General features: G+C 66.0%; 21 protein-coding genes. 9 read left to right on the top strand and 12 right to left on the bottom strand.

Translation table 11 applies throughout. The features are described from left to right. Positions 1 to 9: 9 nt before the first annotated feature. The 3 genes from ACZ5Z0_RS11570 to ACZ5Z0_RS11560 all read right to left on the bottom strand — a co-directional run bounded on the left by ACZ5Z0_RS11570 (position 10) and on the right by ACZ5Z0_RS11560 (position 4,432). Positions 10 to 1,953 carry an ATP-binding protein gene (locus ACZ5Z0_RS11570; RefSeq protein WP_464108554.1) on the bottom strand — a complete coding sequence of 648 codons (1,944 nt, stop codon included), beginning with the start codon at positions 1,951 to 1,953 and terminating at the stop codon, positions 10 to 12. Positions 1,954 to 2,090: 137 nt separating this feature from the next. After that, complete coding sequence (locus tag ACZ5Z0_RS11565; protein ID WP_464110771.1) at positions 2,091 to 2,972, bottom strand: aldo/keto reductase; 882 nt, start codon at positions 2,970 to 2,972, stop codon at positions 2,091 to 2,093. An 80-nt stretch (positions 2,973 to 3,052) separates the two neighbouring features. Further along, on the bottom strand, positions 3,053 to 4,432 hold the full coding sequence (locus tag ACZ5Z0_RS11560; RefSeq protein WP_464108553.1) for an MFS transporter: 1,380 nt from the start codon (positions 4,430 to 4,432) through the stop codon (positions 3,053 to 3,055). A gap of 169 nt (positions 4,433 to 4,601) precedes the next feature. On the opposite strand from ACZ5Z0_RS11560, the gene ACZ5Z0_RS11555 reads away from it, so the two are divergent. Continuing rightward, positions 4,602 to 5,477, top strand: coding sequence for a helix-turn-helix transcriptional regulator (locus ACZ5Z0_RS11555; protein WP_464108552.1), 876 nt, complete (start codon positions 4,602 to 4,604; stop codon positions 5,475 to 5,477). 118 nt (positions 5,478 to 5,595) lie between these two features. On the opposite strand, the gene ACZ5Z0_RS11550 is transcribed toward ACZ5Z0_RS11555, so the two are convergent. Further along, positions 5,596 to 5,991, bottom strand: a complete 396-nt coding sequence (locus tag ACZ5Z0_RS11550; protein ID WP_464108551.1) for a DUF7793 family protein — start codon at positions 5,989 to 5,991, stop codon at positions 5,596 to 5,598. A gap of 175 nt (positions 5,992 to 6,166) precedes the next feature. Here ACZ5Z0_RS11550 and ACZ5Z0_RS11545 point away from each other — a divergent pair, with 175 nt between their 5' ends. Both ACZ5Z0_RS11545 and ACZ5Z0_RS11540 read left to right on the top strand, forming a co-directional pair. Next, the gene (locus ACZ5Z0_RS11545; RefSeq protein WP_464108550.1) at positions 6,167 to 7,189 is read left to right on the top strand and encodes a DUF6454 family protein; all 1,023 of its coding nucleotides are present in this window, start codon (positions 6,167 to 6,169) and stop codon (positions 7,187 to 7,189) included. Positions 7,190 to 7,249: 60 nt separating this feature from the next. Beyond that, positions 7,250 to 8,956: a phospholipase C gene (locus ACZ5Z0_RS11540; RefSeq protein WP_464108549.1), complete on the top strand. Its 1,707-nt coding sequence runs from the start codon at positions 7,250 to 7,252 to the stop codon at positions 8,954 to 8,956. A 395-nt stretch (positions 8,957 to 9,351) separates the two neighbouring features. Here ACZ5Z0_RS11540 and ACZ5Z0_RS11535 read toward each other — a convergent pair whose 3' ends face one another. Continuing rightward, entirely contained in the window at positions 9,352 to 9,732 is a 381-nt protein-coding gene (locus ACZ5Z0_RS11535) for a hypothetical protein (RefSeq protein WP_464108548.1), read from the bottom strand. Positions 9,733 to 9,835: 103 nt separating this feature from the next. Between ACZ5Z0_RS11535 and ACZ5Z0_RS11530 the strand changes: the two genes are divergently transcribed. The 3 genes from ACZ5Z0_RS11530 (at position 9,836) to ACZ5Z0_RS11520 (ending at position 11,570) form a co-directional block, all read left to right on the top strand. Next, positions 9,836 to 10,381, top strand: coding sequence for a P-loop nucleotide/nucleoside kinase family protein (locus tag ACZ5Z0_RS11530; RefSeq protein WP_464108547.1), 546 nt, complete (start codon positions 9,836 to 9,838; stop codon positions 10,379 to 10,381). Positions 10,382 to 10,485: 104 nt separating this feature from the next. Then, positions 10,486 to 11,031 (top strand): hypothetical protein, encoded by a 546-nt coding sequence (locus tag ACZ5Z0_RS11525; protein WP_464108546.1) that lies wholly within the window; start codon positions 10,486 to 10,488, stop codon positions 11,029 to 11,031. A 335-nt stretch (positions 11,032 to 11,366) separates the two neighbouring features. Then, a complete protein-coding gene (locus tag ACZ5Z0_RS11520; RefSeq protein WP_464108545.1) occupies positions 11,367 to 11,570 on the top strand; it encodes a hypothetical protein in 204 nt (67 codons plus the stop codon). A gap of 116 nt (positions 11,571 to 11,686) precedes the next feature. On the opposite strand, the gene ACZ5Z0_RS11515 is transcribed toward ACZ5Z0_RS11520, so the two are convergent. The 6 genes from ACZ5Z0_RS11515 to ACZ5Z0_RS11490 all read right to left on the bottom strand — a co-directional run bounded on the left by ACZ5Z0_RS11515 (position 11,687) and on the right by ACZ5Z0_RS11490 (position 18,032). Continuing rightward, positions 11,687 to 12,790, bottom strand: coding sequence for an oxidoreductase (locus ACZ5Z0_RS11515; RefSeq protein WP_464108544.1), 1,104 nt, complete (start codon positions 12,788 to 12,790; stop codon positions 11,687 to 11,689). 369 nt (positions 12,791 to 13,159) lie between these two features. Then, a complete protein-coding gene (locus ACZ5Z0_RS11510) occupies positions 13,160 to 13,882 on the bottom strand; it encodes an SDR family NAD(P)-dependent oxidoreductase (protein ID WP_464108543.1) in 723 nt (240 codons plus the stop codon). Positions 13,883 to 13,901: 19 nt separating this feature from the next. Then, positions 13,902 to 14,669: an SDR family NAD(P)-dependent oxidoreductase gene (locus tag ACZ5Z0_RS11505; RefSeq protein WP_464108542.1), complete on the bottom strand. Its 768-nt coding sequence runs from the start codon at positions 14,667 to 14,669 to the stop codon at positions 13,902 to 13,904. Next, positions 14,666 to 16,060, bottom strand: a complete 1,395-nt coding sequence (locus tag ACZ5Z0_RS11500) for an MFS transporter (RefSeq protein WP_146336575.1) — start codon at positions 16,058 to 16,060, stop codon at positions 14,666 to 14,668. The genes ACZ5Z0_RS11505 and ACZ5Z0_RS11500 overlap by 4 nt, the downstream gene beginning before the upstream one ends. Continuing rightward, a complete protein-coding gene (locus tag ACZ5Z0_RS11495; RefSeq protein WP_146336574.1) occupies positions 16,057 to 16,947 on the bottom strand; it encodes a polysaccharide deacetylase family protein in 891 nt (296 codons plus the stop codon). Before ACZ5Z0_RS11495 ends, ACZ5Z0_RS11500 begins: the two co-directional genes overlap by 4 nt. Further along, positions 16,944 to 18,032 carry an asparaginase gene (locus ACZ5Z0_RS11490; RefSeq protein WP_464108541.1) on the bottom strand — a complete coding sequence of 363 codons (1,089 nt, stop codon included), beginning with the start codon at positions 18,030 to 18,032 and terminating at the stop codon, positions 16,944 to 16,946. Before ACZ5Z0_RS11490 ends, ACZ5Z0_RS11495 begins: the two co-directional genes overlap by 4 nt. Before the next feature lie 290 nt (positions 18,033 to 18,322). Here ACZ5Z0_RS11490 and ACZ5Z0_RS11485 point away from each other — a divergent pair, with 290 nt between their 5' ends. Next, positions 18,323 to 19,363, top strand: coding sequence for a LacI family DNA-binding transcriptional regulator (locus ACZ5Z0_RS11485; protein WP_146336573.1), 1,041 nt, complete (start codon positions 18,323 to 18,325; stop codon positions 19,361 to 19,363). A 28-nt stretch (positions 19,364 to 19,391) separates the two neighbouring features. On the opposite strand, the gene ACZ5Z0_RS11480 is transcribed toward ACZ5Z0_RS11485, so the two are convergent. Next, positions 19,392 to 20,876 carry a PucR family transcriptional regulator gene (locus tag ACZ5Z0_RS11480; protein WP_464108540.1) on the bottom strand — a complete coding sequence of 495 codons (1,485 nt, stop codon included), beginning with the start codon at positions 20,874 to 20,876 and terminating at the stop codon, positions 19,392 to 19,394. A 186-nt stretch (positions 20,877 to 21,062) separates the two neighbouring features. Between ACZ5Z0_RS11480 and pxpA the strand changes: the two genes are divergently transcribed. Further along, positions 21,063 to 21,752 carry a 5-oxoprolinase subunit PxpA gene (pxpA, locus tag ACZ5Z0_RS11475; protein ID WP_464108539.1) on the top strand — a complete coding sequence of 230 codons (690 nt, stop codon included), beginning with the start codon at positions 21,063 to 21,065 and terminating at the stop codon, positions 21,750 to 21,752. Between the two features lie 36 nt (positions 21,753 to 21,788). Beyond that, complete coding sequence (locus ACZ5Z0_RS11470; RefSeq protein ID WP_091248151.1) at positions 21,789 to 22,028, top strand: acetyl-CoA carboxylase; 240 nt, start codon at positions 21,789 to 21,791, stop codon at positions 22,026 to 22,028.

Genomic DNA, 22,028 nt, shown 5'->3' with positions numbered 1-22,028 from the left:
GGCGGCGCCTCACCCCATGAACGTGCGGTGGACGTCGCTGCCGTAGCGGCGGATGATGTCCCGCTTGGCGCTCTTGAAGGCCTCTAGGTCACCGGCGTGGCCGTGCTGCTCCGCGCGGCGCCGGGCGAGTTCGTCCGCGATCACGTCCAGGAAGAGCTCCGCCAGCAACAGCCGGGCTGAATCGCGGAACCGGCCGCGGCCGTCGACGTACAGCTGGACCGTTGGGGCCGCGGTGTTGATGATGACTTTCCGTTCCTCGCTGCTGTAGACGGCCCGGTCGGCACTGTTGTGCAGGCTGCGGAACTCATACCCGGTGAAGAGGTCGACGCCGTGGTCCCGGACGGGGCGGTGGGCCTCACGGTGCGGCGCGGCCACCTCGGCAGCCGCCGCGTCTTTGGGTGCCGCCAGGTGCGGCGGCTGCTCGGCGCCGCGGTGCGAGGCGTGCTCGGCGATGACGATTTCGCACAGCGCCCAATAATCACCGGCCCGGGCCGTGAGCTCGCCCCGGTCGCCGGACCGCTCCCCCGTGACGGCCCACTCCAGCCGCCGCGTCTGCCCCAGCGCGCCAACGGCCACCGGCTCCGGGACTGGCTCCATCCTGATCGAGTCGGCCACGTCCACCTCGAAGGTGAGTGTGTCGCCGTCGGGCAACCGGGCCGGGTCCAGCAGAAGCGACACATGGAACGGGCGCCCCGGCGGACGGTAGTAAAACGGGGTGGTGAAGCGCAGCGCCGCGGGTTGGTCCCCTGACGGGAGACCGGGCTGGGGCTCCGGCGCGGTCTCCAGTCCCAGATCAACGACGGCGGCCTCGTTCATGTGCTGAAGCAGCTGTTCGATCATTTCTGCGGTGCGGCCGGAGGTGGTGGCGCGCTCCAGGTGCGTGAGCTTCTCCTTCTCGGCCTGCACGGCGTCGGCGAGCATCCGGCTGACGGCCCGGGCGAACGCGGCGACGAAGGGATCCCGGGGGTTTAGGCCCTCGCGCTCGTCGCTGATGACCGCCCGGCCGCGGCCCAGCATGCCGGTCAGGGCGTCGCAGCGCACCGCGCCGAAGAGGTATTCGGTGCCCACCTGGTTTTCGAAGTCGAACAGCTGGCAATCCAGGACGGCCTGCCCGGAGAGGACGAGGAGGCCGTTGGTGCGTTCGTCGCCCTTGAGTGTCAGTTCGGTGTCCGTGGCGCGTTTCAGCGTGAGGACGAACGGGTACTCCTGGTCCTCAAAGCTGACACTGCCCGGCAGGTTCGGGCCGAGCAGCAGTGCCGCCGCCGGCTCCCGGAACCGGACCGGCTCGCGGTGGTATTCCCCCGTTCCCGGGTGCCCGTGCTCCAGCTCGACGCTCCGGCGGCCCAGCACTCCGCGCAGGTAGATGTTGTCGGCAAGGGACTCCAGCAGGGTGCTGTACTGGGTGATCCGGACGTGGGGATTGTCGACAACGACCGTCACCCGGGTGCCGCTGGCGTCAGGCGCTTCGTCGACGCCGAGTCGGGCATAGTCTGCCGGGAAAGCGCGCCGGTCCTCGCCGCCGTCGTCGTAGAGATAACCGCCGTTCTCGCCGCGGAAGACGTCGATCCGGGTGAACCGGCCACCCTGGATGGTCTCGATCCAGCCATGGCCCAGGCCGAATATCGCCTGTTTGAGGCCCCGGCCGAAGTACCCCCGGCCGTCGCCCTCGCCGCGCGCGAGGGGACTGTGCGCACCGCCGTAGCTGAGGATCCTGCCGGCCTGTTCGAAGGACATGCCCTCCGCCTGGTCGCTGACCATGATCACCGCGCCGGTATGGTGCCGCTCGTACCGCACGTCGATCCGGCCGCTTGCGTGCGCACCGGTTCGTTCGAGGCGGGCGTAGCTGTCGTCGCTGTTGGTGACCAGCTCCACCAGCGCCTTCTCCACCGAGGCGAAGCGCCGCGAGTCGATCCCGATCACGCGCTGGTCCACTTGGATTTCGGCAACCGTCATGCTGATTCCCTCGCTCACCTGAAGCTGGTGCGCACCGTCCGTCAACCGGCCGGCACCGCACCGGGCCGTTACCTGGAGCGTAGCAGTTCCGCGCTATCTGGTACGGGTGTGCGACGACGGCCGGGTCCCTCCTTCCCTTAGGCTTCGGGGATGACCATGGCGAAGCGCTCCGCGCGGGCTTCGTCGGGGTCGGGGCCCCTCCGCCTGCCGGTGTTGAGCGCATCGAGGCCGGCGAGTTCGTCGGCGCTGAGTTCGAAGTCGAACACGTCGAAGTTTTCGGCGATGCGGGCCCGGTTCGTTGATTTCGGAATGGCTGAGCGTCCCTGCTGTAGGTGCCACCGAAGCATCACCTGTGCAGGGGTCTTGCTGTGCTTCTGGCCGATGGCGGCGATCGTGGCGTCCGCCATCACATTCTTGCGGTCTTCGCCCCACCCCGGGTAGAACGTAATTCCTCCGATCGGCGACCAGGCCTGGGTGAGGATCCAGTGCCCGGCGTCGGCCGCCTGTACGTCTGGCTGGGTGAAGTAGGGGTGCAGCTCGACCTGGTTCACGGCCGGGACGACGTCGGTGGACTCGAGCAGCTGCTTCAGGTGGTGCGGCATGAAGTTGCTGACGCCGATCGCCCGGACGCGTCCGTCACCGAGCAGGGTTTCCAGCGCCTTGTAGGCGGCGATGGTCTTCTCGAACCGGTCCGGGGCTGGCTGGTGCAGGATGAACAGGTCGAGGTAGTCGACGCCGAGCTTGCCTGCCGCCTTGTCCCAGGCGTGCAGGGTCTGGTCGTAGCCGTAGTCACTGACCCAGACCTTGGTTTCGATGAACACCTCCGCACGGTCCAGGCCGGAGTTGTGAATGCCTTCGCCAACCTGCCGCTCGTTGCCATAGGCGGCGGCAGTGTCGATGTGCCGGTAGCCGGTGGCCAGGGCGGCTTCGACCGCCGCAGTGGTCTGCTCTGGCGGGCTTTGGAAGACGCCGAGGCCGAGGGCTGGCATCGTGACGCCGTTGTTGAGGGTGAGTTCCATGTTCATGCCTTTCACGGTATCGAGGTGTTCGGTGTTGTGGGAGTTCATATCAGTACCCCCATCACGTGCCCGGCGGCGGGTCAGCGGGCAGGCTCGGCCTCAGGTGAAGGCACTCCCGCCCGGGGTGTCGTGCGCCGTTGCGCCGCCAGGTCCGCCGGCAGGATGAGGGCCGCGGTGACACCAAGGGCGAGAAGCAGCAGGACGCTGCCCGTGCTGAGGGCGGCGCTGACCTGCGCGGCCAAGTGGGCGGTAGCGGGACCGGCGGGAACCGTCGCCGCGGCCGCAACCGCTATGGCAAGCCCCAGGCAGGTGCCCACCTGGTGGAATGTGTTCACCAGCCCCGATGCGGCGCCGGCGTCGGCCGCGGGGGCGCCGATGATGCCGAAGGAGGTCAGCGGCGCAAACGCGAGCCCCTGGCCCGCGCCAATAAGGACCATCGGCAGCGCCACCCCGGTCAGATAGCCGGAGCCGACCCCGACCCGGCTGAGCCAGAACATCCCGGCGAGGGTGATCAGGATACCGGCCGCGAGCGGAATTGAACCAGGCATCCTGCCCAGCAACCGGGGGACGCTCATTGCGACGGCGAAGTTGACCGCAGTCATTGGCAGGAACCCGAGGCCGGCCTGCAGCGGGTCGAAGCCGAGCACTTCCTGCAGGAACTGGGTGGTGAAGAAGAAGAACGCGATCATCGCGCCCAGGTACAGGAATCGGGCCACGTAGGCCCCGGCCCGGCGGCGGCTCCCGAACAGGCGCAGCGGCATGATGGGCTGGGCAGCCCGGCGTTCGATCAGGACAAACACAATCAGGAGGACGACGCCGGTGCTGACAGCCGTGAGCGTAACCGGCGAGTCCCAGCCGGCGTCGGCGGTGTTGATGATGCCGAACACCAGGGCCCCGACGCCGAACGTCGCGCTGAGTGCCCCGGACAGGTCAACGCGGCCGCGGGCCCGGTCCGATTCCGGGAGGAATCGCGGGGCCAGGACTATCATCGCGGCGCCGATGGGCACGTTGACAAAGAACCCGGCGCGCCAGGAAATCCAGTGGGCCAGCGCGCCCCCAACCACCAGGCCAAGGCTGGCGCCGATTCCTGCGGTTGCGCCGTACAACGCCAACCCCCGGGCGCGCTCCCGTCCTTCCGGGAAGCTCGCCGTGAGCAGTGACAGCGAAGCGGGCGCCACGATCGCGGCCCCGATGCCCTGGATGGCACGGCCGGTGATCGCCCACCATCCCGCCGGTGCCAGTCCGATCAGGAGTGACGCGATCGAGAACACCAGTAGCCCGAAGACGAAGGTGCGGCGCCGGCCGAGCAGGTCTCCGGCCCTGGCGCCGAGGAGCAGCAGGCCGCCAAAGACCAGCGTGTACGCATCCTGGACCCAGGACAGTTCACCGGCGCTCAGCCGCAATTCTGCCTGCAGGCTCGGCAGGGCGGTGAAAATGACCGAGTTGTCCAGCAGGATCATGAAGTAACTGACGAGGATGATCGTCAGGTCGCTGCGGGGCGGGGAGCGATGGCGGGTGCAGGTTTCATGCCTTCAATGCAAGCGTGATCTCCTCCCGCCGGGGAGTCACGGTTGTTCAGGGTAACGGCAGACCCTCCCTCGACCCGGGGCTGCGGCGTAGCGTGGAGCCATGACAAACAGTGACGACGTGCGGAAGTTCCTGACCTCGCGCCGCGCAAGGATCACGCCGGATCAGGCCGGGCTGCCAGCCTACGGCGGGAACCGGCGCGTTACCGGCCTGCGCCGCGAGGAAGTCGCGATGCTCGCCGGGATGAGCATCGATTACTACATCCGCCTCGAGCGGGGAAACCTCTCCGGCGCCTCAGACAGCGTCCTCGAGGCCCTAGCTCGGGCCCTGAAGCTCGACGACGCCGAAACGGCCCACCTTTTCGACTTGGCCCGCGCCGCCACGTCCGCTCCCCGGGTGCGGCGGAAGCGCAGCCCGCAGACAGTGCGGCCGAGCGTGCAACGCGTCATTGACGCGGTCACGGCCGCGCCGGCCTGGGTCCGCAACGACCGCGGGGACGTCCTGGCCGCCAACGAGCTGGGCCGTGCGCTTTACCTGGATTTGATGGCCGAACAGACCACCGCGCCGAACAGCGCGCGGTTCACCTTCCTGAACCCGAAGGCGCGGGAATTCTTCTCCGACTGGGAACGCGCGGCGGATGACATTGTCGCTGTGCTGCGCTCCGCGGCCGGCAAGAACCCGTACGACAAGGACCTCACGGACCTGATCGGGGAGCTCTCCACCCGCAGCGAGGAGTTCCGTACCCGGTGGGCCCGGCACGATGTGAAATACCACCGCACCGGCCGGAAGCGGCTCCACCACCCGATCGTGGGGGACCTGGACTTGGCCTTTGAAGCGCTTGAACTGCCGGCCGACCCGGGGCTGCGCATCAATGTCTACACGGCAGATCCCGGCACACCGTCCGAGGATGCGCTGAAAGTCCTTGCCAGCTGGGCCGCCACCCAGCGCGAAACGGCGAAAGCCGCCGCGAAGCGCTGACCCTCGCCTGCACCGCGGCTCTCTAGCGGCCGTGGACCGGTGCCTGACGGAGCCTGTCGTGGTGGGCCATTCCTACCGGGACTCAGCGGGAGCGGGGCACCGGCACCGTGGCGTCGAATTAGTCCTGTGCAAGCCCACCGGGGCCGGGGACGAACCCGCTGAGCCACGCCACGGCGTCGTCCCGTGAAGTGAAAAACTCGTGCGGGTACTGCGTGTCCCGGCTCGTTGCCGCAGCCACGACGCGGTCGACCGCACTGGATCCCAGGACGGCAATGGCGAGCACATCGGCCGACTTGGCAAACTCGTACCGGGCCGCAGCGCTGATCTCCACGTCCATCATGACCGAGAGCATAGGCATCCGCCCGGCTTGGGCCAGCAGCGCCGTGGCCCGCATGGCGTCCCGGGCGTCGACGACGTCCACGAACGAACCCGGGGCCCACACGGATTCAATGATTCCGCCATTGACGCAGAGGGAGTTCTTCCCGCTCGCAGCAAGGATTGGTTCGGGCGTCATTCGGCCCAGTCTAGGCGCGGTGTGGCCACACAACGGGACAACACGGCGCAGTAGGCACACTGCCGCGCCTCCCGGCAGATAGTCAGCTTGCTGTTCACCATCCCTCCATCCGGGGTTCATTACCAGTAAGTAACTTGGGGACGTCCCAGAGATCCAACCTTTGAGAGGCTCCCCCATGAGCACCCCCCGCGCCCGAAGCATCCTGATGGCCGCCACTACCCTGGTCCTGGCCGTGTCCGCAATCGGCGGCACCGCTGCCGCCGAGGCCGCGGGCAATAACGCTCAGAACGGAACCAACGACGCCGGTACGCACCACGAAACGAACACCGCACTGGCCGACGCGTTCAACGGCGTCGACCGCAACACGAAATGGCAGCAGACGTCCAAACTGAAGCTGGACTTCCCGACCTACCACACAGAGGGAATCGCCTTCAGCGAGGACCACATCTTCCTCTCGGCCGTCCAGATCACCGAGCCCACCACCAAGTTCGCGACGCCGCAAAACGGCTTCGACCGGACCCCCGGGAAGGGCATCGGCCACCTGTTTGTCATGGACAAGGCCGGAAGACTGCAAAAGGACATCACCCTGGGGGAGGGCGACATGTACCACCCCGGCGGCATCGACTTCGACGGCACCAACGTCTGGGTCCCGGTGGCCCAGTACCGGCCCAACAGCAGCGCGATCATCTACAAGGTCGACGCGAAGACACTCGACGTGCACAAACAGTTCGAGGTCAAGGACCACTTCGGCGGCATCGTGATGAACAAGGAGACCGGCCACCTGGTCGGCAATACCTGGGGTTCCCGGCGCTTCGCCGAATGGGACCTCCAGGGCAAGCAGCTGGCCACCTGGCAGAACCCGAACTTCTTCATCGACTATCAGGACTGCCAGTACGTGCCCAACTCCAAGATGCTCTGCGGCGGCATCACCAACCTCCCGCAGACCCCGGCGGCGGGCGGCACCGGCGCCACCTATGAGCTCGGCGGGATGGCCATGATCGACCTGAAGTCCCACGACGTCACCCGCGATGTGCCGTTCCAGCAGTGGTCCACCGCCGGACACGTCGCCACCCGCAACCCCTTCAAGATGACCGCCGACGGCGACCACCTCACCCTGAAGGTGGCCCCGGACAACGGCGACGAAGGCAACGGCACCGAAATCCTCAGCTACGAAGCGACCGTCACGCCAGCTAAGTAAGCGCCCCCTCCCCTGCCAACTAAAACGGCACCCCCGCAGGACCCGAAAGATCGGAAAATCATGATTCCTCCAGCTCACCGCTCCACCCGCAGGCGCATCGCCGCCGCCACCGGCGCCACCGCCCTGGCGGCCTCGGCCCTGACGGCCGGCCTGGTCGGCGCCGGCCCGGCCACCGCCGGCGGCGACGACCACCACGGCGGGACGGCGACGCCCATCCAGCACGTTGTCGTCATCTTCCAGGAGAACGTCTCCTTCGACCACTACTTCGCCACGTACCCGAAGGCCGCGAACATCCCCGGGGAAACCCAGCAGGGCTCGGGCACCAAGACGGCGACGTTCACCGCCGCGAAGAACACGCCCAAGAAGATCGATACCCTGGCCGCCGCCGGCCTGCTGGCACCGAACAACCCCAACTCCGTCCAGCCCTCCCGGCTCACGCCCCAGCAGGCCGTCACCTGCGACCAGGACCACAACTACGGCGCCGAGCAGAAGGCGTACAACGGCGGCCTCATGAACAAGTTCGTTGAGTACACCAGCCGGGATGCCTGCGGCGCCAACCAGTACGGCCGCAACGGGCTGACCATGGACTACTACGACGGCAACACCGTCACCGGCATCTGGAACTACGCCCAGCACTACGCCATGAGCGACAACCACTACAGCACGGTCTTCGGCCCGTCCACCCCGGGCGCGCTGAACCTGGTCTCCGGCCAGACCCACGGGGCCACCGAATACACCGCCACGGGGCAGCCCGCCGCGTCTGCCACCAGCGACTACGCCGTCCGCCAGCCGGATGCCAAGGGCGTCGGCACGGTCATCAACGACCCGGATCCGGTCTACGACGACTGCTCGAACAACAGCCACGCCAAGACCAACAATCTTGCCGGCATGAACGGCAAGAACATCGGGGACCTGCTCAACGCCAAGGGCACGTCGTGGGGCTGGTTCCAGGGCGGCTTCACGCCGACCACCGCAGCCACCGCCACGACTCCGGCGTCATGCCTGTCCAGCCACACGAACGCGGCCGGTGCCAGCGTTGTTGACTATTCCCCGCACCACCAGCCGTTCCAGTACTACGCCTCCACCGCCAACCCGCACCACCTCGCCCCGGCCTCGGACGCGGAGATCGGCCACAACGGCCAGGCAAACCACCAGTACGACCTGACCGACTTCAACAAGGTGGTGAACACGGACAACATGCCGGCCGTGTCTTTCCTGAAGGCGGGCATGTACCAGGACGGCCACGCCGCCTACTCCGACCCGATCGATGAGCAGAACTTCATCACCGCCACGGTCAACCAGATCCAGAAGTCCAAGAACTGGGAGAACACCGCCGTAGTCCTCGCCTACGACGACTCGGATGGCTGGTACGACCACGCCGCCGCGAAGGTGAAGAACTCCTCCAACACCGCCGACGACGACGCATGGTGCCAGAGCGCCGCGGCCAGCGGAGTTCCCATGGCCGGCGGCTACGCCGACCGTTGCGGCCCGGGCCCGCGCCAGCCGCTGGTCGTAATTTCCCCCTACGCCAAAAAGAACTTCGTTGACCACACTGAAACGGACCAGGCCTCGATCCTGCGCTTCATTGAGGACAACTGGCACACCGGCCAGGTCGGTGATTCCTCTGCCGACGCCGCCGCCGGCTCGCTGAAGGCGATGTTCAACTTCGATGAGCCCCGCACCGACAAGGTCCTGCTCAACGAACGCACCGGCGCCGTAGAGTCCATCACCAAGAACGAGGACGACGCCGAAACCCGCGACAAGTAGGCCCCGCTCGCCGGACTCCCTCTGCCGGCACAGGGAACGCCAGGAAACGCCACCCGCCAGTTGACGGGTGGCGTTTCCGTTGCCGTCCCGGCCGGGGACGGTTCCCGGAAAGAGCATTCTTGGGTCCTACGGATTCCTTTTGGCTGACCCTCAACATCAGAACTGCTCAAGGACCGCGGCTGGCACGTCCGCGCGGTTCGCTGGACCAACGACGAGCCCGGCGATGACCGCACGGGTTCGCTGCCCGGGCCGTGGAACAGGCATTCGCCGAGGCGCCGCCCGCCGGGCAACGCCTCGCGCGCCTCCCTAGCAGCCCAGTCCCAGGCATTCACCGCTGTTGAATGCTTCGTAGCCACCCTTGGGGCTTGAAGTAAGAATGCAAGGAACGTGCGTCCTCAGCCCAGGGCGATGAGGATCGCCAGGCCGGCGAGCACAAGGGACACCGGCACCATGACGCGCTTTTCGTGCCGGCTCTTCGACGCGAGATTGGGCAGCACGCTCAGCAACAAGTAGGCCGCAACCACCCACATCGCAACCACCGCAACCATGTCCCCCGGCAGGACCCGGATCAGCCCAGCGCGGTCTAGGGCGACTGTCGCAAAGGCCGCATAGACTACGACCGCGACGGCACTTCCGGCCCGGAGCCGCGCCGGAAGCACCGCGCTCTGGCCGCCCCAGGCAAACCGCCCAAGGGGAAGGCCAACAATGAGCAGCAGCTGGAAAGAAGCAAGGGCAGCAAGCACCGCACAGAATGCGAGGGCAATTACGGGGGTCATGAGCTGAAGACTAGCGGCCGCCACGCCACAATCGGGGCGCGCCTCAGGCGAATCTTTCCGCTTGCGGCCGGTTCAGACGGCACCGACAGGCCACAATGAACCAATGGCTGAATCTGTAATCCTGGTCAACGGACTCCCCGGCGCGGGCAAAAGCACCCTCGCTGCGCAGCTCGGAGACGAATTGGGCGTGCCGGTTGTCTCCAAGGACAGCATCAAGGAAGCCCTGGCGGACGTATGCCTCGGCCAGGTCGGCAGCGGCAGGCTCGGCCAGATTGCCTCGGAAACCATGTGGCAGGTGGTGGCCGCGATTCCGGGCACGGCCATCGCCGAATCGTGGTGGTACCGGCCCCGGGATCTTGGCTTTGTCCGTGAAGGCTTAGCCCACTCCGGGAAGCCGCTGGCCATCGAGCTCTGGTGCGAACTCCCTTCCGGGCTGGCGTGGGAACGATACCTGGCCCGCAGTCGCCACGAGATTCATCCCACCGGGAACGCTGCAGAACGGGACTGGGCTGAATGGGCGGCAAACGCGGTACCCCTCGGCGTAGGCCGGACCTTCAGGGTCGATACCTCCGCGCCGGTCAATGCGGCGTCCCTGGCCGGGCAGCTGGCGGCGGTAAGCGCCGCGGCGCGTGCCGCGACGGACCGGTAAAAACGACGGCAGGCCCGCGGCCACTGGGATAGGCTCACTCGGGACCTGAACAAGCATCGACGTCAACCTCAAAGGCGGGGAACTCTTTGGATCTACTGGCAGGCATGAGCCGCGACGAACTCCGGATCTATGCGTGGGTCGCGGCCGCCGTCTTCGCCTTGGTGGCCGGCGCCTGGCGTCCGCGCAGGCTTCATTGGACTTTGTTGGGCTCCGTGCTGCTCTTCGCGGCCCTCAACGCGGGCGCAGGGATCTACGTCCTGAACCATTTCAGTGATTCGCGCTGGTCTCCCGGGAATGAACCGCCGCTGAGCGCGCCGTCGTTTTCCGGCACGCCCGTGGTGGGGCAATTTCTGGGCCCCCTGGACTCCGCCTTGAACGGCGTGGTGGGCGGGGTCAACGATTTCCTGGCCTTCAAGCACGCACTGCCCGTGGCGCTGGATTTCCTTGGCACGTCCGGCTGGGCGCTGCTGGTGTCGTTCCCGCTGGCCGTTCTCGCCGCCGTCGTCAGTTTCGCCGCGGCCAGGCGCCGCGCGGCGGACTTCGACAAATACCGTGCCACCGTAGATGAGCTCAAAGAAGAGCTCGCGCAGGTCAAGCGGCAGATCGCACCAGGGAATTCCGCCGCCACGGCCCACACCCTCGACGCCTGAATGCCGGGACAAGGCGGCCCGTTGGAGCGTGCCCGGGGGTGGCTGTGATGAGTCTCACCCGCAATAATCGCCATCTGGCTTGAGCCGGCAACCGGCCGCTGTGCATCATGAAATGGCAGGCAGGGGCGTCGACTCCCCCGCCCGTTCAGCCCCGGTCTTCGCTTGACGCCACGCGTCCCAAGCGGGCCAGGGCACCATCCTGGTGGACGCAATGAGGCCAAACCGGTGAGCTCGCAGAGCTGCCCCTTGGTCTCAGGTGTTCCTGGTATGGATACGGCGGCTCCGCATCGGTGCGGCAGCCGGACACCCGGAATCATGAATGGAAGCACTGAACAATGACGTTTGAAACTGCCAACTCTGTCACCCACAAGCTCTGGGACCGCTCCACGATGCACCACGAGCTGGACGCCCTGGTCCACGACCTCTCGGTCCGCCACAACACCCCGAAGTCCAACATTGCGGTCCACGCCAGCGGCCCCAACACCTTCACGCTCAGCCTGAACAACGGTGCAGCCAACCTGGATTCGGCCTCCGCCTAAGAACATAACCCAGCATTAAACGACGACGACGGCGGGAGGCTCCCGCCGTCGTCGTCGCGTCTGTGGGCGCGGCAAAAGCAATGACGCCCGGGCACCGCGTACGGCGGTCTTGGGGCTTAGGCGGGAGGTTCTAACTCCCAGTCTTTGACATCCGCGAGGGGAGCGAACACGCCGGGGTCGAGTTCGTCGAATTCCAAGTTGTTCCGGACCAGATGCGGCCAGTTCCGGTTGGCCAGGGCGGCCTTGCCGAGCGCGACGACGTCGGCAGCACCGTCACGCAACATGGACACCGCGGTTTCCGGATCGTCGAGTTTGCCGTTGGCGATCACTGTCACTCCCGAATGCGCCTTGGCCAGTGCGGCCAAAGTCTCCTCCGAATCCTCGAATGCGGGCTCGCTCGCCTGGTATTCCGTGGTGTGGATGAAGTCGACGCCGGTGGCCCCCAGCGTGGAGAAGATGACTTCCGCTTCTTCCCCGGTGCCGCTCCATCGGTGGTCATTGTCGCTGACTTTCGACTGTGAAATTCGTATGCCCACTGTCATGTCGGGGCCCACCGCGTCCCGGACGTCGCGGCAGATCTCCGCAGCGAAGCGCACCCTGTTTTCCGGCGACCCTCCGTAGCTGTCTGTGCGCTGGTTCAGGTAGTCCGTGAGGAACTGATCCAGCAGATACCCATTGGCGCCGTGGATTTCGACGCCGTCGAAACCGGCCCGCTTGGCGTTCAGCGCAGCCGTGACGAAGCCTTTCCGGACGTCGGTCATCTGGTCAGGGGTGATCTCCGCGGGAACTGGATACGGCCCCTCACCGCGGTAAAACGCGAGTTGCTCCCCCTTGGGAGCCACTGCTGATGGACCGATCGAGGACGTGACAAACCGGTTTCCCTGGCTTTGCGCTCCTGCATGCATGAGCTGGGCGAACATTCGTGCGCCAGCCGAGTGGACGCCGTCGACGACGGTGGCCCAAGACCGGGTCTGCTCCTCGGTCGCAATGCCTGGCTGGTAGTGGTAGCCCTGGCTGTGCGCCGTGTCAGGATAAATCCCTTCGGTTATGAGGAGTCCAAAACCACCGCGGGCGAACGTCCGGTAATAAGAGGCCATTCGTTCCGTGGCGAGTCCGTCTTCGGTGGCACTGATCCGTGTCATCGGAGCCAGCGCCACCCGGTTGTCGAGGTGAGTGGAACCGATCTGAAGGGGTGACCAAAGGGGGGTGAAGTCAGTCATGAAAATCTCCTCTGCGATTTGTTGCTAGCATGCCGGCCGCACGAGCGGGCAGCCCTTCATTGGACGGGTCGGCCGCGTAGTCTTCCTGGCGCCTGCGCAGGCGTCCGCGAACCGAGGCTTCAGTAAAACAAGCGAGGACAGCTGCCCCTAGTTCTTCAAGGGTCTCGCATTGCTTTGAAGCCCCGGAAGGGCCTGTCATGATCCAGCCCTCTTTGAGCGCGGTCACCCTGGGGGCTCCCGGCAGGCCCTGACACAAGCTGTTGATCGTGGCAGCGACAATCAGCTGTTGCCGCATCGTTCTGACCGGGCCCAGGATGGGATCTAGCACCACGGTTCGTCCGCAGGCACCGCACATGCGGCTTCCCCTTTCTAGGGCATTACATCGCCGGAATTGGGGCCGAGAGTTTGCCCAACAAAAAGGTTTCCCCCGGGGTCGCTCGCCAGCAGGAGAGCTGTGGGTGCCACCTCCGCCGGTTTTCCGAACCGCCCCAGCGGAAGCTCGGCACGTTTGGCCGCCTTCCAGTCTTCCGATATTCCGTCAACCAGCGGGGTTTCTATCGGACCCGGGGCGATGCTGTTTACCAGCACATTATCGCCGGCGGTTTCCAGGGCCAAGGCTTTTGTCAGCCCCACCACCCCGGCCTTGGCGGCACTGTAGTGGCTGAGCCCGGTTGCGCCTTTGATGGCCAGCTGGGAGGCGATGTTGATGATGCGGCCCCACTTCTGCTGCCGCATCTCCCCCACGACCTCCCGGCAGCAGAGGAAGACGCCGGTCAGGTCGACGGAAATAGTCTCGTTCCACATGGCCAGGGTCATGTCCTCCAGCCGCGATTCGGTGAGCAGCCCCGCACTGTTAACGAGGATGTCGATCCTGCCCAACTGGTCCCGTGCCGTGGCGAAGGCGGCTTTCACGCTCTCTTCATCCGAGACATCGACGGCGATGGCTCCCCCCGCGCCCGACCGGTCCAAGACGGCCACTCTGTCGCCATTGGCGGTGAAGGCCTCGGCGATGGCTTTGCCGATGCCGCTGGCGCCGCCCGTGACCACCACAGCCCGGCCCGATTGGTTGGGTGAGGTGTGCGTGTTGTTCATTCGTTCCTTCCAGTGCTTCTCAGGCCCGCATTTTGATCGTGAGGCCGCCGTCGACTGTTACCGACTGGCCGGTGACGTAGGCGGCGTCATCGGAGGTCAGGAAGCCGATCACGCTGGCAACCTCCTCGGGCCGCCCAACCCGGCCCCACGGAATGTCCCGCCCGGCGCGTTGCAGGCCCTCGGGCCCCAGCGAGTTCACTGGGTCCAGGGACTGCGGCGTCTCGATGAGCCCGGGGATGACGGCGTTGGCGCGGATGCCACGCGGTCCCAGCTCTGCGGCTACGCTGCGGATCAGCCCGAGCACGCCGGCCTTGGCGGCCGCGTAGTGGGCATGCTCCTCCCACCCGTAGACACCGCCGGCGATTGAGGACACGGCAACCATCGCCCCGCCCTCGGTCATCTGCGCGGATCCCGCCCGCAGGGTCCGCAACACGCCGGTGAGGTCGACGTCGAGCATGTCGTCCCAGCGTTCGTCGGTCATCTCGCCGAGGGGCGAGTTTCGAAGGACTCCGGCGTTCGCCACGGCGTAGTCCAGCCGGCCGAATTCGTTGACCGCGCGTTCGGCGAACGCGTCAACCGAGGGAGTGCTGCGGACATCCACTTCGTGGATCACCGCCTGGCCCCCCGCATCTTTCACCAGGCGCAGGGTTTCCTCCGGGTCGTGGGGATCCCCCGGGAAGGTGCCGATCACCGACCGCACGCCATGCTTGGCGTAATGAACGGCGAGCGCGCGGCCAATTCCGCTGGCGGCCCCGGTAATCACGGCCACCCTCGTGTCCGCTGTCATGCGTCGACCTCGTGCGGGTGGTCCTCGAGCAGGGCCTCAGCCGGCGGCTTCGCAGCGATCATCAGGAGCCCCGAGAACAGGGTTCCGGCTGCACCGACCCAGAGGGCTGCAGCGCCGGTGCCCGCGCTGGCTGCCGCTGCGGTGAACAGTGCGCCGCCCAGGATGGTGCCGGGCTGGCTCATGGCACCGATGAATGCGGTGCCGGTGGCACGGCAGCTGACGGGGTAGCACTCGGCCATGAAGTACTGGATGGCGGCGTAGGGTCCGACCAGGAAGAACAGCCCGGCGCCGTAGGTGAGGATGATCATGAACGGGCTGGTGGCGATGGGGCTGAGCATGATGGTGAAGGACAGGCCGGAGAGAATCCAGCCGCCGATGATGGTCCGCTTGCGGCCGATCTTGTCACCGAGCCATCCGTGGAAGACGTAACCGAAGTACGCCAGCATGTTGATGACAATCAGCATCCAGAACGCATCCGAAAGTTCCACGCCCTTGGCGTTCTTCAGTACGGAGCTGCCGAGGATGCTGAAGATCATGATCCCGAAAAAGTTGAAGATCCAGGCCAGCGAGAAGACGATCGTGTTCCGGCGCAGGTGCGGTTCCCAGATGCGCTTCAGCGGGGCCGCGGACGAGTGTTCGACACCGTACGCATGGGCCAGGGCGTGCGCGTCCCCGGACTGGCCGCTCTTCTCAAGTTGGGTCAGCTTGTGGTGCAGTTCGAACTGGGGAGTCTCCTTGAGCTTCTTGGAAATGACCCACACGATGATCGCTGCCGGAATCGTCGCCATGAGGTACAGGGCGCGCCAGCCGAGGGAGGGAAGGAAAGCGAGGGCCAGGGCACTGGCGAGCAGGAAGCCCAGCGGCCAGCCGCCCTGGATGAAGGAGTAGTGGAAACCGGGACGCTTTCGCTTATCGGCAACCTCGGTGACCTGGTAGACCTCGTTCATGTAGGTCGCGTTGACTGCCTGCTCCGAGAAGCCGAGGCCGCCGAAGGACCGGACCAGCACGAGCATGCCGTTGCTGAGGAACGGGATGCCAGTCGGAATCAGGGCCGTCAGGCCGGAGACGACGGCGGTGCCGCCGATCGTGGTCATCATGCCCTTGCGCCGGCCGAGCCGGTCAATGACAGGGCCGATGCCGAAGCAGACGATCGCAGTGCCGACGGCGATCCAGGTGTTGATGGCGTAGGCCTCGGTTGCTGTCCAGCCGAACTCTTCCTGCATGGCCGGCAAGAGGGTGCCGAAAAGGCCGTAGTCGAAAACGGCGATGGTCCAGGCCAGCAGGGCCAGTACCGTGGCGGTGGTCGTGTTGCGCTTGGAGAAGACCGGGAAACGGCGCTTCTCGTCAGGTGTCGGGTTCGTCAGGTCGACGGCGGGCTGCTGGATGGTCATGACTGGTTTTCCTTTCGGGGGCTGCGAGCGAGGAAGGAGTCTGCGATCTGGTCAAACTTGAGCCAGCTGACGCCTTCATGGGAGTTGATGTGTTCGATGAGGCGTTCGAGCATGAGGAGGACCTGGGGCCTGCCCGAGACGTCCGGGTGGATGGTCATGGTGAAGACGGCCTGGTCCATTTCCCGGTACACCCAGTCGAACTGGTCGCGCCACATCTGCTCGATGTCGCGGGGGCTCACAAAGCCGTGCGAATTCGGGGACGCCTTGATGAACATCATGGGAGGCAAGTCATCGAGGTACCAGTTGGCCGGAATTTCGACCAGGTCGGTTTCCTTGCCGCGGACCAGCGGCTCCATCCAGGTTTCGGCGTCCTTGGTGTAGTCGATCTTCTTCCAGCTGTCACCGACCCGGACGTAGTAGGGCTCGAAGTCGCGGTGCATCAGAGAGTGGTCGTACTTGATCCCGCGTTCGAGGAGGATTTCGTTGGTAACCTGCGAAAATTCCCACCAGGGAGCGACGTACCCCGTGGGGCGGCGGCCGGAGACTTTTTCGATGAGTTCGATCGACCGATCAAGGATGGCCGTCTCCTGCTCCCGCGTCATTGCGATGGGGTTCTCGTGCGAGTACCCGTGGACGCCAATTTCGTGCCCCGCGTCAACGATCATCCGCGTCAGATCCGGGAACGTCTCGATCGAGTGGCCCGGGACGAACCAGGTGGCCGGCAGCCCGTATTTCTCGAAGAGGCGGATAAGGCGGGGGCCGCCGACTTCACCGCTGAACAGACCGCGGGAGATGTCACACGGAGAGTCTTCGCCTCCGTAGGAGCCGAGCATTCCGGCAACGGCGTCCACGTCGACGCCGAACGCGACTTGGATGTCCTTAGTCATGAGATCAACCTTTCACTGGGCTTTTTGTTGGAGTTGTGTGGTGAGGTACTGGCTTCGGGGTGGTCGGGGTCCGGCAACCTGCCACGCTGGGCGAAGGCTGCCGCGATGCGGTCCGGTGGTGCGCCGAGGCGGAGCAGCAGGCTCAGGAGAACCAGCGACTGGGAGGGCCGGAGCAGCCCAGAGGATATGGCGCCCGCCGCGCGCAGATCGTCGCCGCCGCCGTCGCCATAGATCGGCACGACGGCGCCGGCCTCCACGCGGGTGCTTGTCACTACCACGACGCCGGCCGCGGTGGCCGCGGCGACCTCCCGGCAGATCTCGCGGTTGGCGTTGCCCGTTCCAGTTCCTTGGAGGACAATTCCCGCCGCACCGGCCTGGAGGGAACTTCGCAGCAGGGCGGCGTCCGCGCCGGGGTAGGCGGCTATGAGGTCCACGCGGGGCGAACCTGCCCCGTCGCCCGGCAACGGCAACGCCTCAATCGGCGGCCGTACCGCCGTCAGCCTGACTTCGCCCGCATCGCTGACCGATCCGGCCGTTCCGAAATCCGGATTGGCGAAGGCTTCGGGTCTTGTGGTGTGGCACTTCCGCACTCCAGCCGCAGGGAAAATGGTCCCGGCAAAGGCCAGGAGAACACCCTTCCCCCGGGCTGCGGGGGAACCGGCGACGGCGATCGCACGGACTAGATTTCCCGGGCCATCAGGGGTGGTGGAGTCGGCAGCCTGCTGGGCTCCGGTGAAGACGACCGGCCTGGCATCGTCATGTGTGAGTTCCGCCAGGTACGCCGTTTCCTCCATCGTGTCCGTGCCATGCGTGACCACTACCCCGAGAACCTGCGGGTCCGTCAGGGCCTCGCGGATCCTGGCGCAGATGGCGATCATGTCGTCAACGGTCAGCAGGTACGAGCCCTTCCGGAAGACGTCCACCACGCGAACCGGGTAGGCAGCCCGGCCGCCCACGCTGGCAAAGACCTGCTCTCCCGTGTCCGAGGCCACCGCTCCGCCGCCCCCCTCTGACCCGCGGGAGGAGATGGTGCCGCCCGTGGCCAGCAGTACCACGTGTGCCTGGCCCGTATCTGTGACGGTCATGTTCGACTCCGTTACTCCTGCATCCGCCTCCGGCGAACGCTTACCCAATCGTTTGGGTATCTGGCTAAAAAGTATCTGTGCGATGTTTCGCCCACATGGCGCCCGGCGTTTCGGCGATGTAAACACTTTTGGCGTGGAATGCGACTCGCCGGGCTACCCAATCGATTGGGTAAGAGGTTAAACTGACTATAGGATGTGACTTGGGACACGTCAAGGGTCCCAGTGCTGAGGATTCGCGCAGCATCGGGCAGTCTTGTATGACGCCTTCTTGAGCTGCGGCAGGGGAGCAAATGAAAGAAATCACGGCCGATGGCCGCACGGTCACGCTTAAGGACCTTGCAAATGAGCTCGGCATCCACCCGTCGACCGTGTCCAGGATTCTTCATTCCGGCTCGGACGTGGCACGCGGCGCCGCGTCCGTGGCGACGGCCGAACGCGTTCGCGAGTTGGCGCGGAAGCGGGGTTACTCCCCCAACCCCCAGGCCGCCGGCCTGCGGACGCGGCGGACCCGCCTCACGGGCGTAATCGTTCCCCGGCTTTCGGACCTCGTCCTGGCCATCATGTACGAGGGCATTGAAGAGGCCGCGGCTGAGCTCGGCTACTCGACGTTCGTCATGAACTCCCGGGACGACCCGGAGGAACAGCGCCGAAAAACGGACACCATGCTGGCCCGCCGGGTGGACGGGCTGATCATTGGAGATGCGCACCTGGACGGCAACCAGCTGCGTGAGCTGACCGAGCGCAAGGTCCCTTTCGTGCTCGTGAACCGCCGCGTTCCCGGCTACCCCTCGGCCACCTGCGACGATGTCCTCGGAGGCCGTCTTGCGGCGGACCATCTGTGGAGCAAAGGCCACAGGAACGTGGCCGTGGTCGCGGGTGAACCGTACGCCAGCACAGCCGTTGACCGGACGGCCGGGTTCGTGGACCGGTGGCGATCCCTGGGCGGCGAAATTCCCGACGACGCTGTGGTGTGGTCCCGATTCGACACGTCCGGCGGACGCGAAGCAACCGAAACCATCCTGGCCAGCGGGAAGCCTCATCCCACGGCCGTGTTCGCCGTCAACGACTTCGCGGCAATCGGGGCTATGGGCGTGTTGCGGTCCCATCGCTTCACCGTCGGCCGTGACGTCGCGGTGGTGGGCTTTAACGACACGTCGGTCGCCGCGGAGCTTCCCATCCCTCTTTCCTCGGTCCGCTCACCGATGCTGGATATCGGCCGGACCGCCATGCAGCTCCTGAAGCGCGTGCTGGACGGCGAACCGGTCGAACCTGTCCTGCTCGAACCGACCCTATGCATCCGGGAAAGCAGCGCTCAGGCGATCCCCGGGTGATCTCGAAGACTCCCGGAGAGATCTGCGATCAGCCGGACGGCGCGCCTGCGCCGTGTATCGCGTTGCCTGAGCGGGCTGCCGCGACGATGCTCAAAGCCAGCATGTAGGTGGCACGGACCTCGCCGTCGGCCAGATCAAGCCGCAGGAGCTCCTGGATCTTCCTCAGCCTGTAGCTGAGCGTGTTTCTGTGGATGAAGAGCTCGTCACAGATTTTCGTGGAATTCCCGCTATGCCGGAGGTAAGCGTCGAACGTCTCCCTCAACGCAATGCCGCCGTCAGAGGTCAAGGGGGCCAGCAGTCGCTGGCACATCGCCACCAACCCCGGGCTGGGCAGCCCCTGCACTATGCCGGCGAGGTCGGCCAGCGGCGCCCTACGCACGCCCGGCCGCCCCACCTGGCGCCGGGCAAGTTGAAGCGTCAGCGGCAGTTCGCTGAGGCTCGCGGACTCGGTGACGATGACAGAGAATTCCGGCGCGTCCAGAAAGAACTCCCGCACGGCAGCAAGCAGGTCCGCCGTTCCCTGCCGGCGCTGCAGCAACAGCGAGGTGAGTCCGTTTTCCTCCATGAAGCGCACCGTGCTGAACGTGGCCTGCAATCCCACCCGGGCGCGCCATGCGATGGCACGCAGCTTGGCGGGCGCGACCTCCTCCGAGCTGCCGATGAGTACCGTGCTCCAGTCACCGTCGGGATCGAAGCCGGACTCCAGTGCATAGCGCCGCAGCGGCAGGGACGGCTCACCGCGATCCGCATAGAGGGCCTCCATAAAGCGCGCTGCTTCCCGGGAATGCAGGGGCGATCGCGAGCCAAGGGTGTAGCTCAGCTGCATGCCGATGACTGCCGCAACCGGGCCCAGGACGGGCTGCAGCACAATGTCGCTACCGATCCCCTCGATGGCCAGCCTGAACTGCTCGGATGCGCCGCTTGGCAGGCGCAGCGTGGTCCGCGCGGTATGGCCGTGGGCAGTGCCTGCGGCTACGAGCTCGAATGCATTCTGATCGATCACGGCCACCCTCGCGTTGACGGCGCCCGCCACCCGCCCAAGCACCTCCCCCAAGGAATGTCCGTCGGCCGCCAGGCGGGTGCATTCGTCTGCCAGCTCCCAGCCCGTCCGCAGTTCCTCATAGCGCTCGGCGGCAATGATCCGCTCCACGTGGCGCATGACCAGCACAAAGGGCACATCCGGCGGGAGCTCCAGCAGCGGCAGTCCGTGCGCCTCGCAGGCCTGCAGCAGGCCCTCCGGCAGCTCGCGGTGCGCGGCGCCCAGGCCAAACGCGAGTCCGGACACGGGGACGGAGACCAGCCGTTCCACGTAGGCGTCCCAGGTCCTGAAGTCTCTGACGTTCAGCCCCATGCCGTTGGTCAGCAGCAGGGCATTGACGCTGAGGAAAGGCGTGGGGTCCATATGTTCGGCGGGCGCGCACCAGGTGATCGGCCGGTCCAGACGGCCTTCGGCGCCCCGAACACGAAGCCGGATGTTGAGATCGGCGTCGTCAATCAGGTCTGAGATTCTCACGGGAGCCTCCAATGTGTGGCGGGCCAAACCCTCCAGATAGTGCAAACATCATAAGTCAGGCCCTTCGATTCATCGACCTGCACAATATCGGCGCCCCCGGATGCTGAGTAGCGTTGCACCATGCAAACAAATGTGACTCCCGACACTTCTCCCCGCCCGGAGGGGCGTGTGTTGTTGAATTCCGACATGGGTGAGGGCCTGGGCCTCCACGAGTTCGGAAACGACGAGGAACTCATGCGCGTCATCGACGTTGCCAACGTGGCGTGCGGGTTCCACGCGGGTGATCCCGACGTGATGAACCGGACCGTGGCGTTGGCCGCCGAGCACGGCGTGGCTGTCGGTTCGCACCCCGGGCTCCCCGACGTGGTGGGTTTCGGCCGCCGCCGGATGGTGCTTAGCCCTGACGAGGTCGAGTCGATCATCCTGTACCAGACCGGGGCCCTGACGGCGTTCCTGGGCAAGCACGGGCTCTCGCTGAACCACATCAAACCCCATGGCGCCCTCTACGGAATGCTGGCCGGCGACGAGGAGCTGATGCAGGCCGCCGCCGGAGCGGCCCTGCAGTACGGAGTTCCGTTCTACGGGCTCGCCGGGACCGCCCACGAAAAGGTGTGCCGGGCGATGGGCGTGGAATTCGTGCCGGAACTCTATGTGGACCTCAACTACGGTCCTGCAGGCGAGCTGCTGATCCAGCGACGCCCGGTTCCCACTGACCCCGCAGCCGCCGCCGAACGCGTCAGCCGCGCCCTGGCCGGTGAGCCGGTACTGGCCGTTGACGGCACCGAACTGGACATTCCGTTCAGAAGCATCTGCGTGCACTCCGACGCCCCCAATTCCACTGCCGTGGCCAGCGCCGTGCGTGCGGTCCTGGGCTAGAGCCGATTAATCCAACCACCTGAAAGCGAGCACCCCATGGCAAACATTGTTTCCCCGCTCCCCGGAGTCTTCTACCGCAAGCCCGGCCCGGGCAAGCCGCCTTTCGCCAACGAGGGCGACACCATAGAAGTCGGCCAGACCGTAGGCATCATCGAAATCATGAAGCAATTCACCGAAATCCAGTCCGATGTCGCCGGGACCCTCGAATCGTTTAAGGTCAACGAGGGCGAAATGGTCAATCCGGGCGACACCATCATCGTCATCCGAGAAGGCTAG

Source organism: Arthrobacter sp. T2-23, from assembly GCF_055398325.1.
This window is presented reverse-complemented; position numbering and strand designations above follow the sequence as displayed.

What these genes read in the sequence shown, in the direction of transcription:
- ACZ5Z0_RS11570 (WP_464108554.1), bottom strand. Translation starts at nt 1,953, where the DNA reads ATGACGGTTGCCGAAATCCAAGTGGACCAGCGCGTGATCGGGATCGAC.
- ACZ5Z0_RS11565 (WP_464110771.1), bottom strand. Translation starts at nt 2,972, where the DNA reads ATGGAACTCACCCTCAACAACGGCGTCACGATGCCAGCCCTCGGCCTC.
- ACZ5Z0_RS11560 (WP_464108553.1), bottom strand. Translation starts at nt 4,432, where the DNA reads ATGATCCTGCTGGACAACTCGGTCATTTTCACCGCCCTGCCGAGCCTG.
- ACZ5Z0_RS11555 (WP_464108552.1), top strand. Translation starts at nt 4,602, where the DNA reads ATGACAAACAGTGACGACGTGCGGAAGTTCCTGACCTCGCGCCGCGCA.
- ACZ5Z0_RS11550 (WP_464108551.1), bottom strand. Translation starts at nt 5,991, where the DNA reads ATGACGCCCGAACCAATCCTTGCTGCGAGCGGGAAGAACTCCCTCTGC.
- ACZ5Z0_RS11545 (WP_464108550.1), top strand. Translation starts at nt 6,167, where the DNA reads ATGAGCACCCCCCGCGCCCGAAGCATCCTGATGGCCGCCACTACCCTG.
- ACZ5Z0_RS11540 (WP_464108549.1), top strand. Translation starts at nt 7,250, where the DNA reads ATGATTCCTCCAGCTCACCGCTCCACCCGCAGGCGCATCGCCGCCGCC.
- ACZ5Z0_RS11535 (WP_464108548.1), bottom strand. Translation starts at nt 9,732, where the DNA reads ATGACCCCCGTAATTGCCCTCGCATTCTGTGCGGTGCTTGCTGCCCTT.
- ACZ5Z0_RS11530 (WP_464108547.1), top strand. Translation starts at nt 9,836, where the DNA reads ATGGCTGAATCTGTAATCCTGGTCAACGGACTCCCCGGCGCGGGCAAA.
- ACZ5Z0_RS11525 (WP_464108546.1), top strand. Translation starts at nt 10,486, where the DNA reads ATGAGCCGCGACGAACTCCGGATCTATGCGTGGGTCGCGGCCGCCGTC.
- ACZ5Z0_RS11520 (WP_464108545.1), top strand. Translation starts at nt 11,367, where the DNA reads ATGACGTTTGAAACTGCCAACTCTGTCACCCACAAGCTCTGGGACCGC.
- ACZ5Z0_RS11515 (WP_464108544.1), bottom strand. Translation starts at nt 12,790, where the DNA reads ATGACTGACTTCACCCCCCTTTGGTCACCCCTTCAGATCGGTTCCACT.
- ACZ5Z0_RS11510 (WP_464108543.1), bottom strand. Translation starts at nt 13,882, where the DNA reads ATGAACAACACGCACACCTCACCCAACCAATCGGGCCGGGCTGTGGTG.
- ACZ5Z0_RS11505 (WP_464108542.1), bottom strand. Translation starts at nt 14,669, where the DNA reads ATGACAGCGGACACGAGGGTGGCCGTGATTACCGGGGCCGCCAGCGGA.
- ACZ5Z0_RS11500 (WP_146336575.1), bottom strand. Translation starts at nt 16,060, where the DNA reads ATGACCATCCAGCAGCCCGCCGTCGACCTGACGAACCCGACACCTGAC.
- ACZ5Z0_RS11495 (WP_146336574.1), bottom strand. Translation starts at nt 16,947, where the DNA reads ATGACTAAGGACATCCAAGTCGCGTTCGGCGTCGACGTGGACGCCGTT.
- ACZ5Z0_RS11490 (WP_464108541.1), bottom strand. Translation starts at nt 18,032, where the DNA reads ATGACCGTCACAGATACGGGCCAGGCACACGTGGTACTGCTGGCCACG.
- ACZ5Z0_RS11485 (WP_146336573.1), top strand. Translation starts at nt 18,323, where the DNA reads ATGAAAGAAATCACGGCCGATGGCCGCACGGTCACGCTTAAGGACCTT.
- pxpA (WP_464108539.1), top strand. Translation starts at nt 21,063, where the DNA reads ATGGGTGAGGGCCTGGGCCTCCACGAGTTCGGAAACGACGAGGAACTC.
- ACZ5Z0_RS11470 (WP_091248151.1), top strand. Translation starts at nt 21,789, where the DNA reads ATGGCAAACATTGTTTCCCCGCTCCCCGGAGTCTTCTACCGCAAGCCC.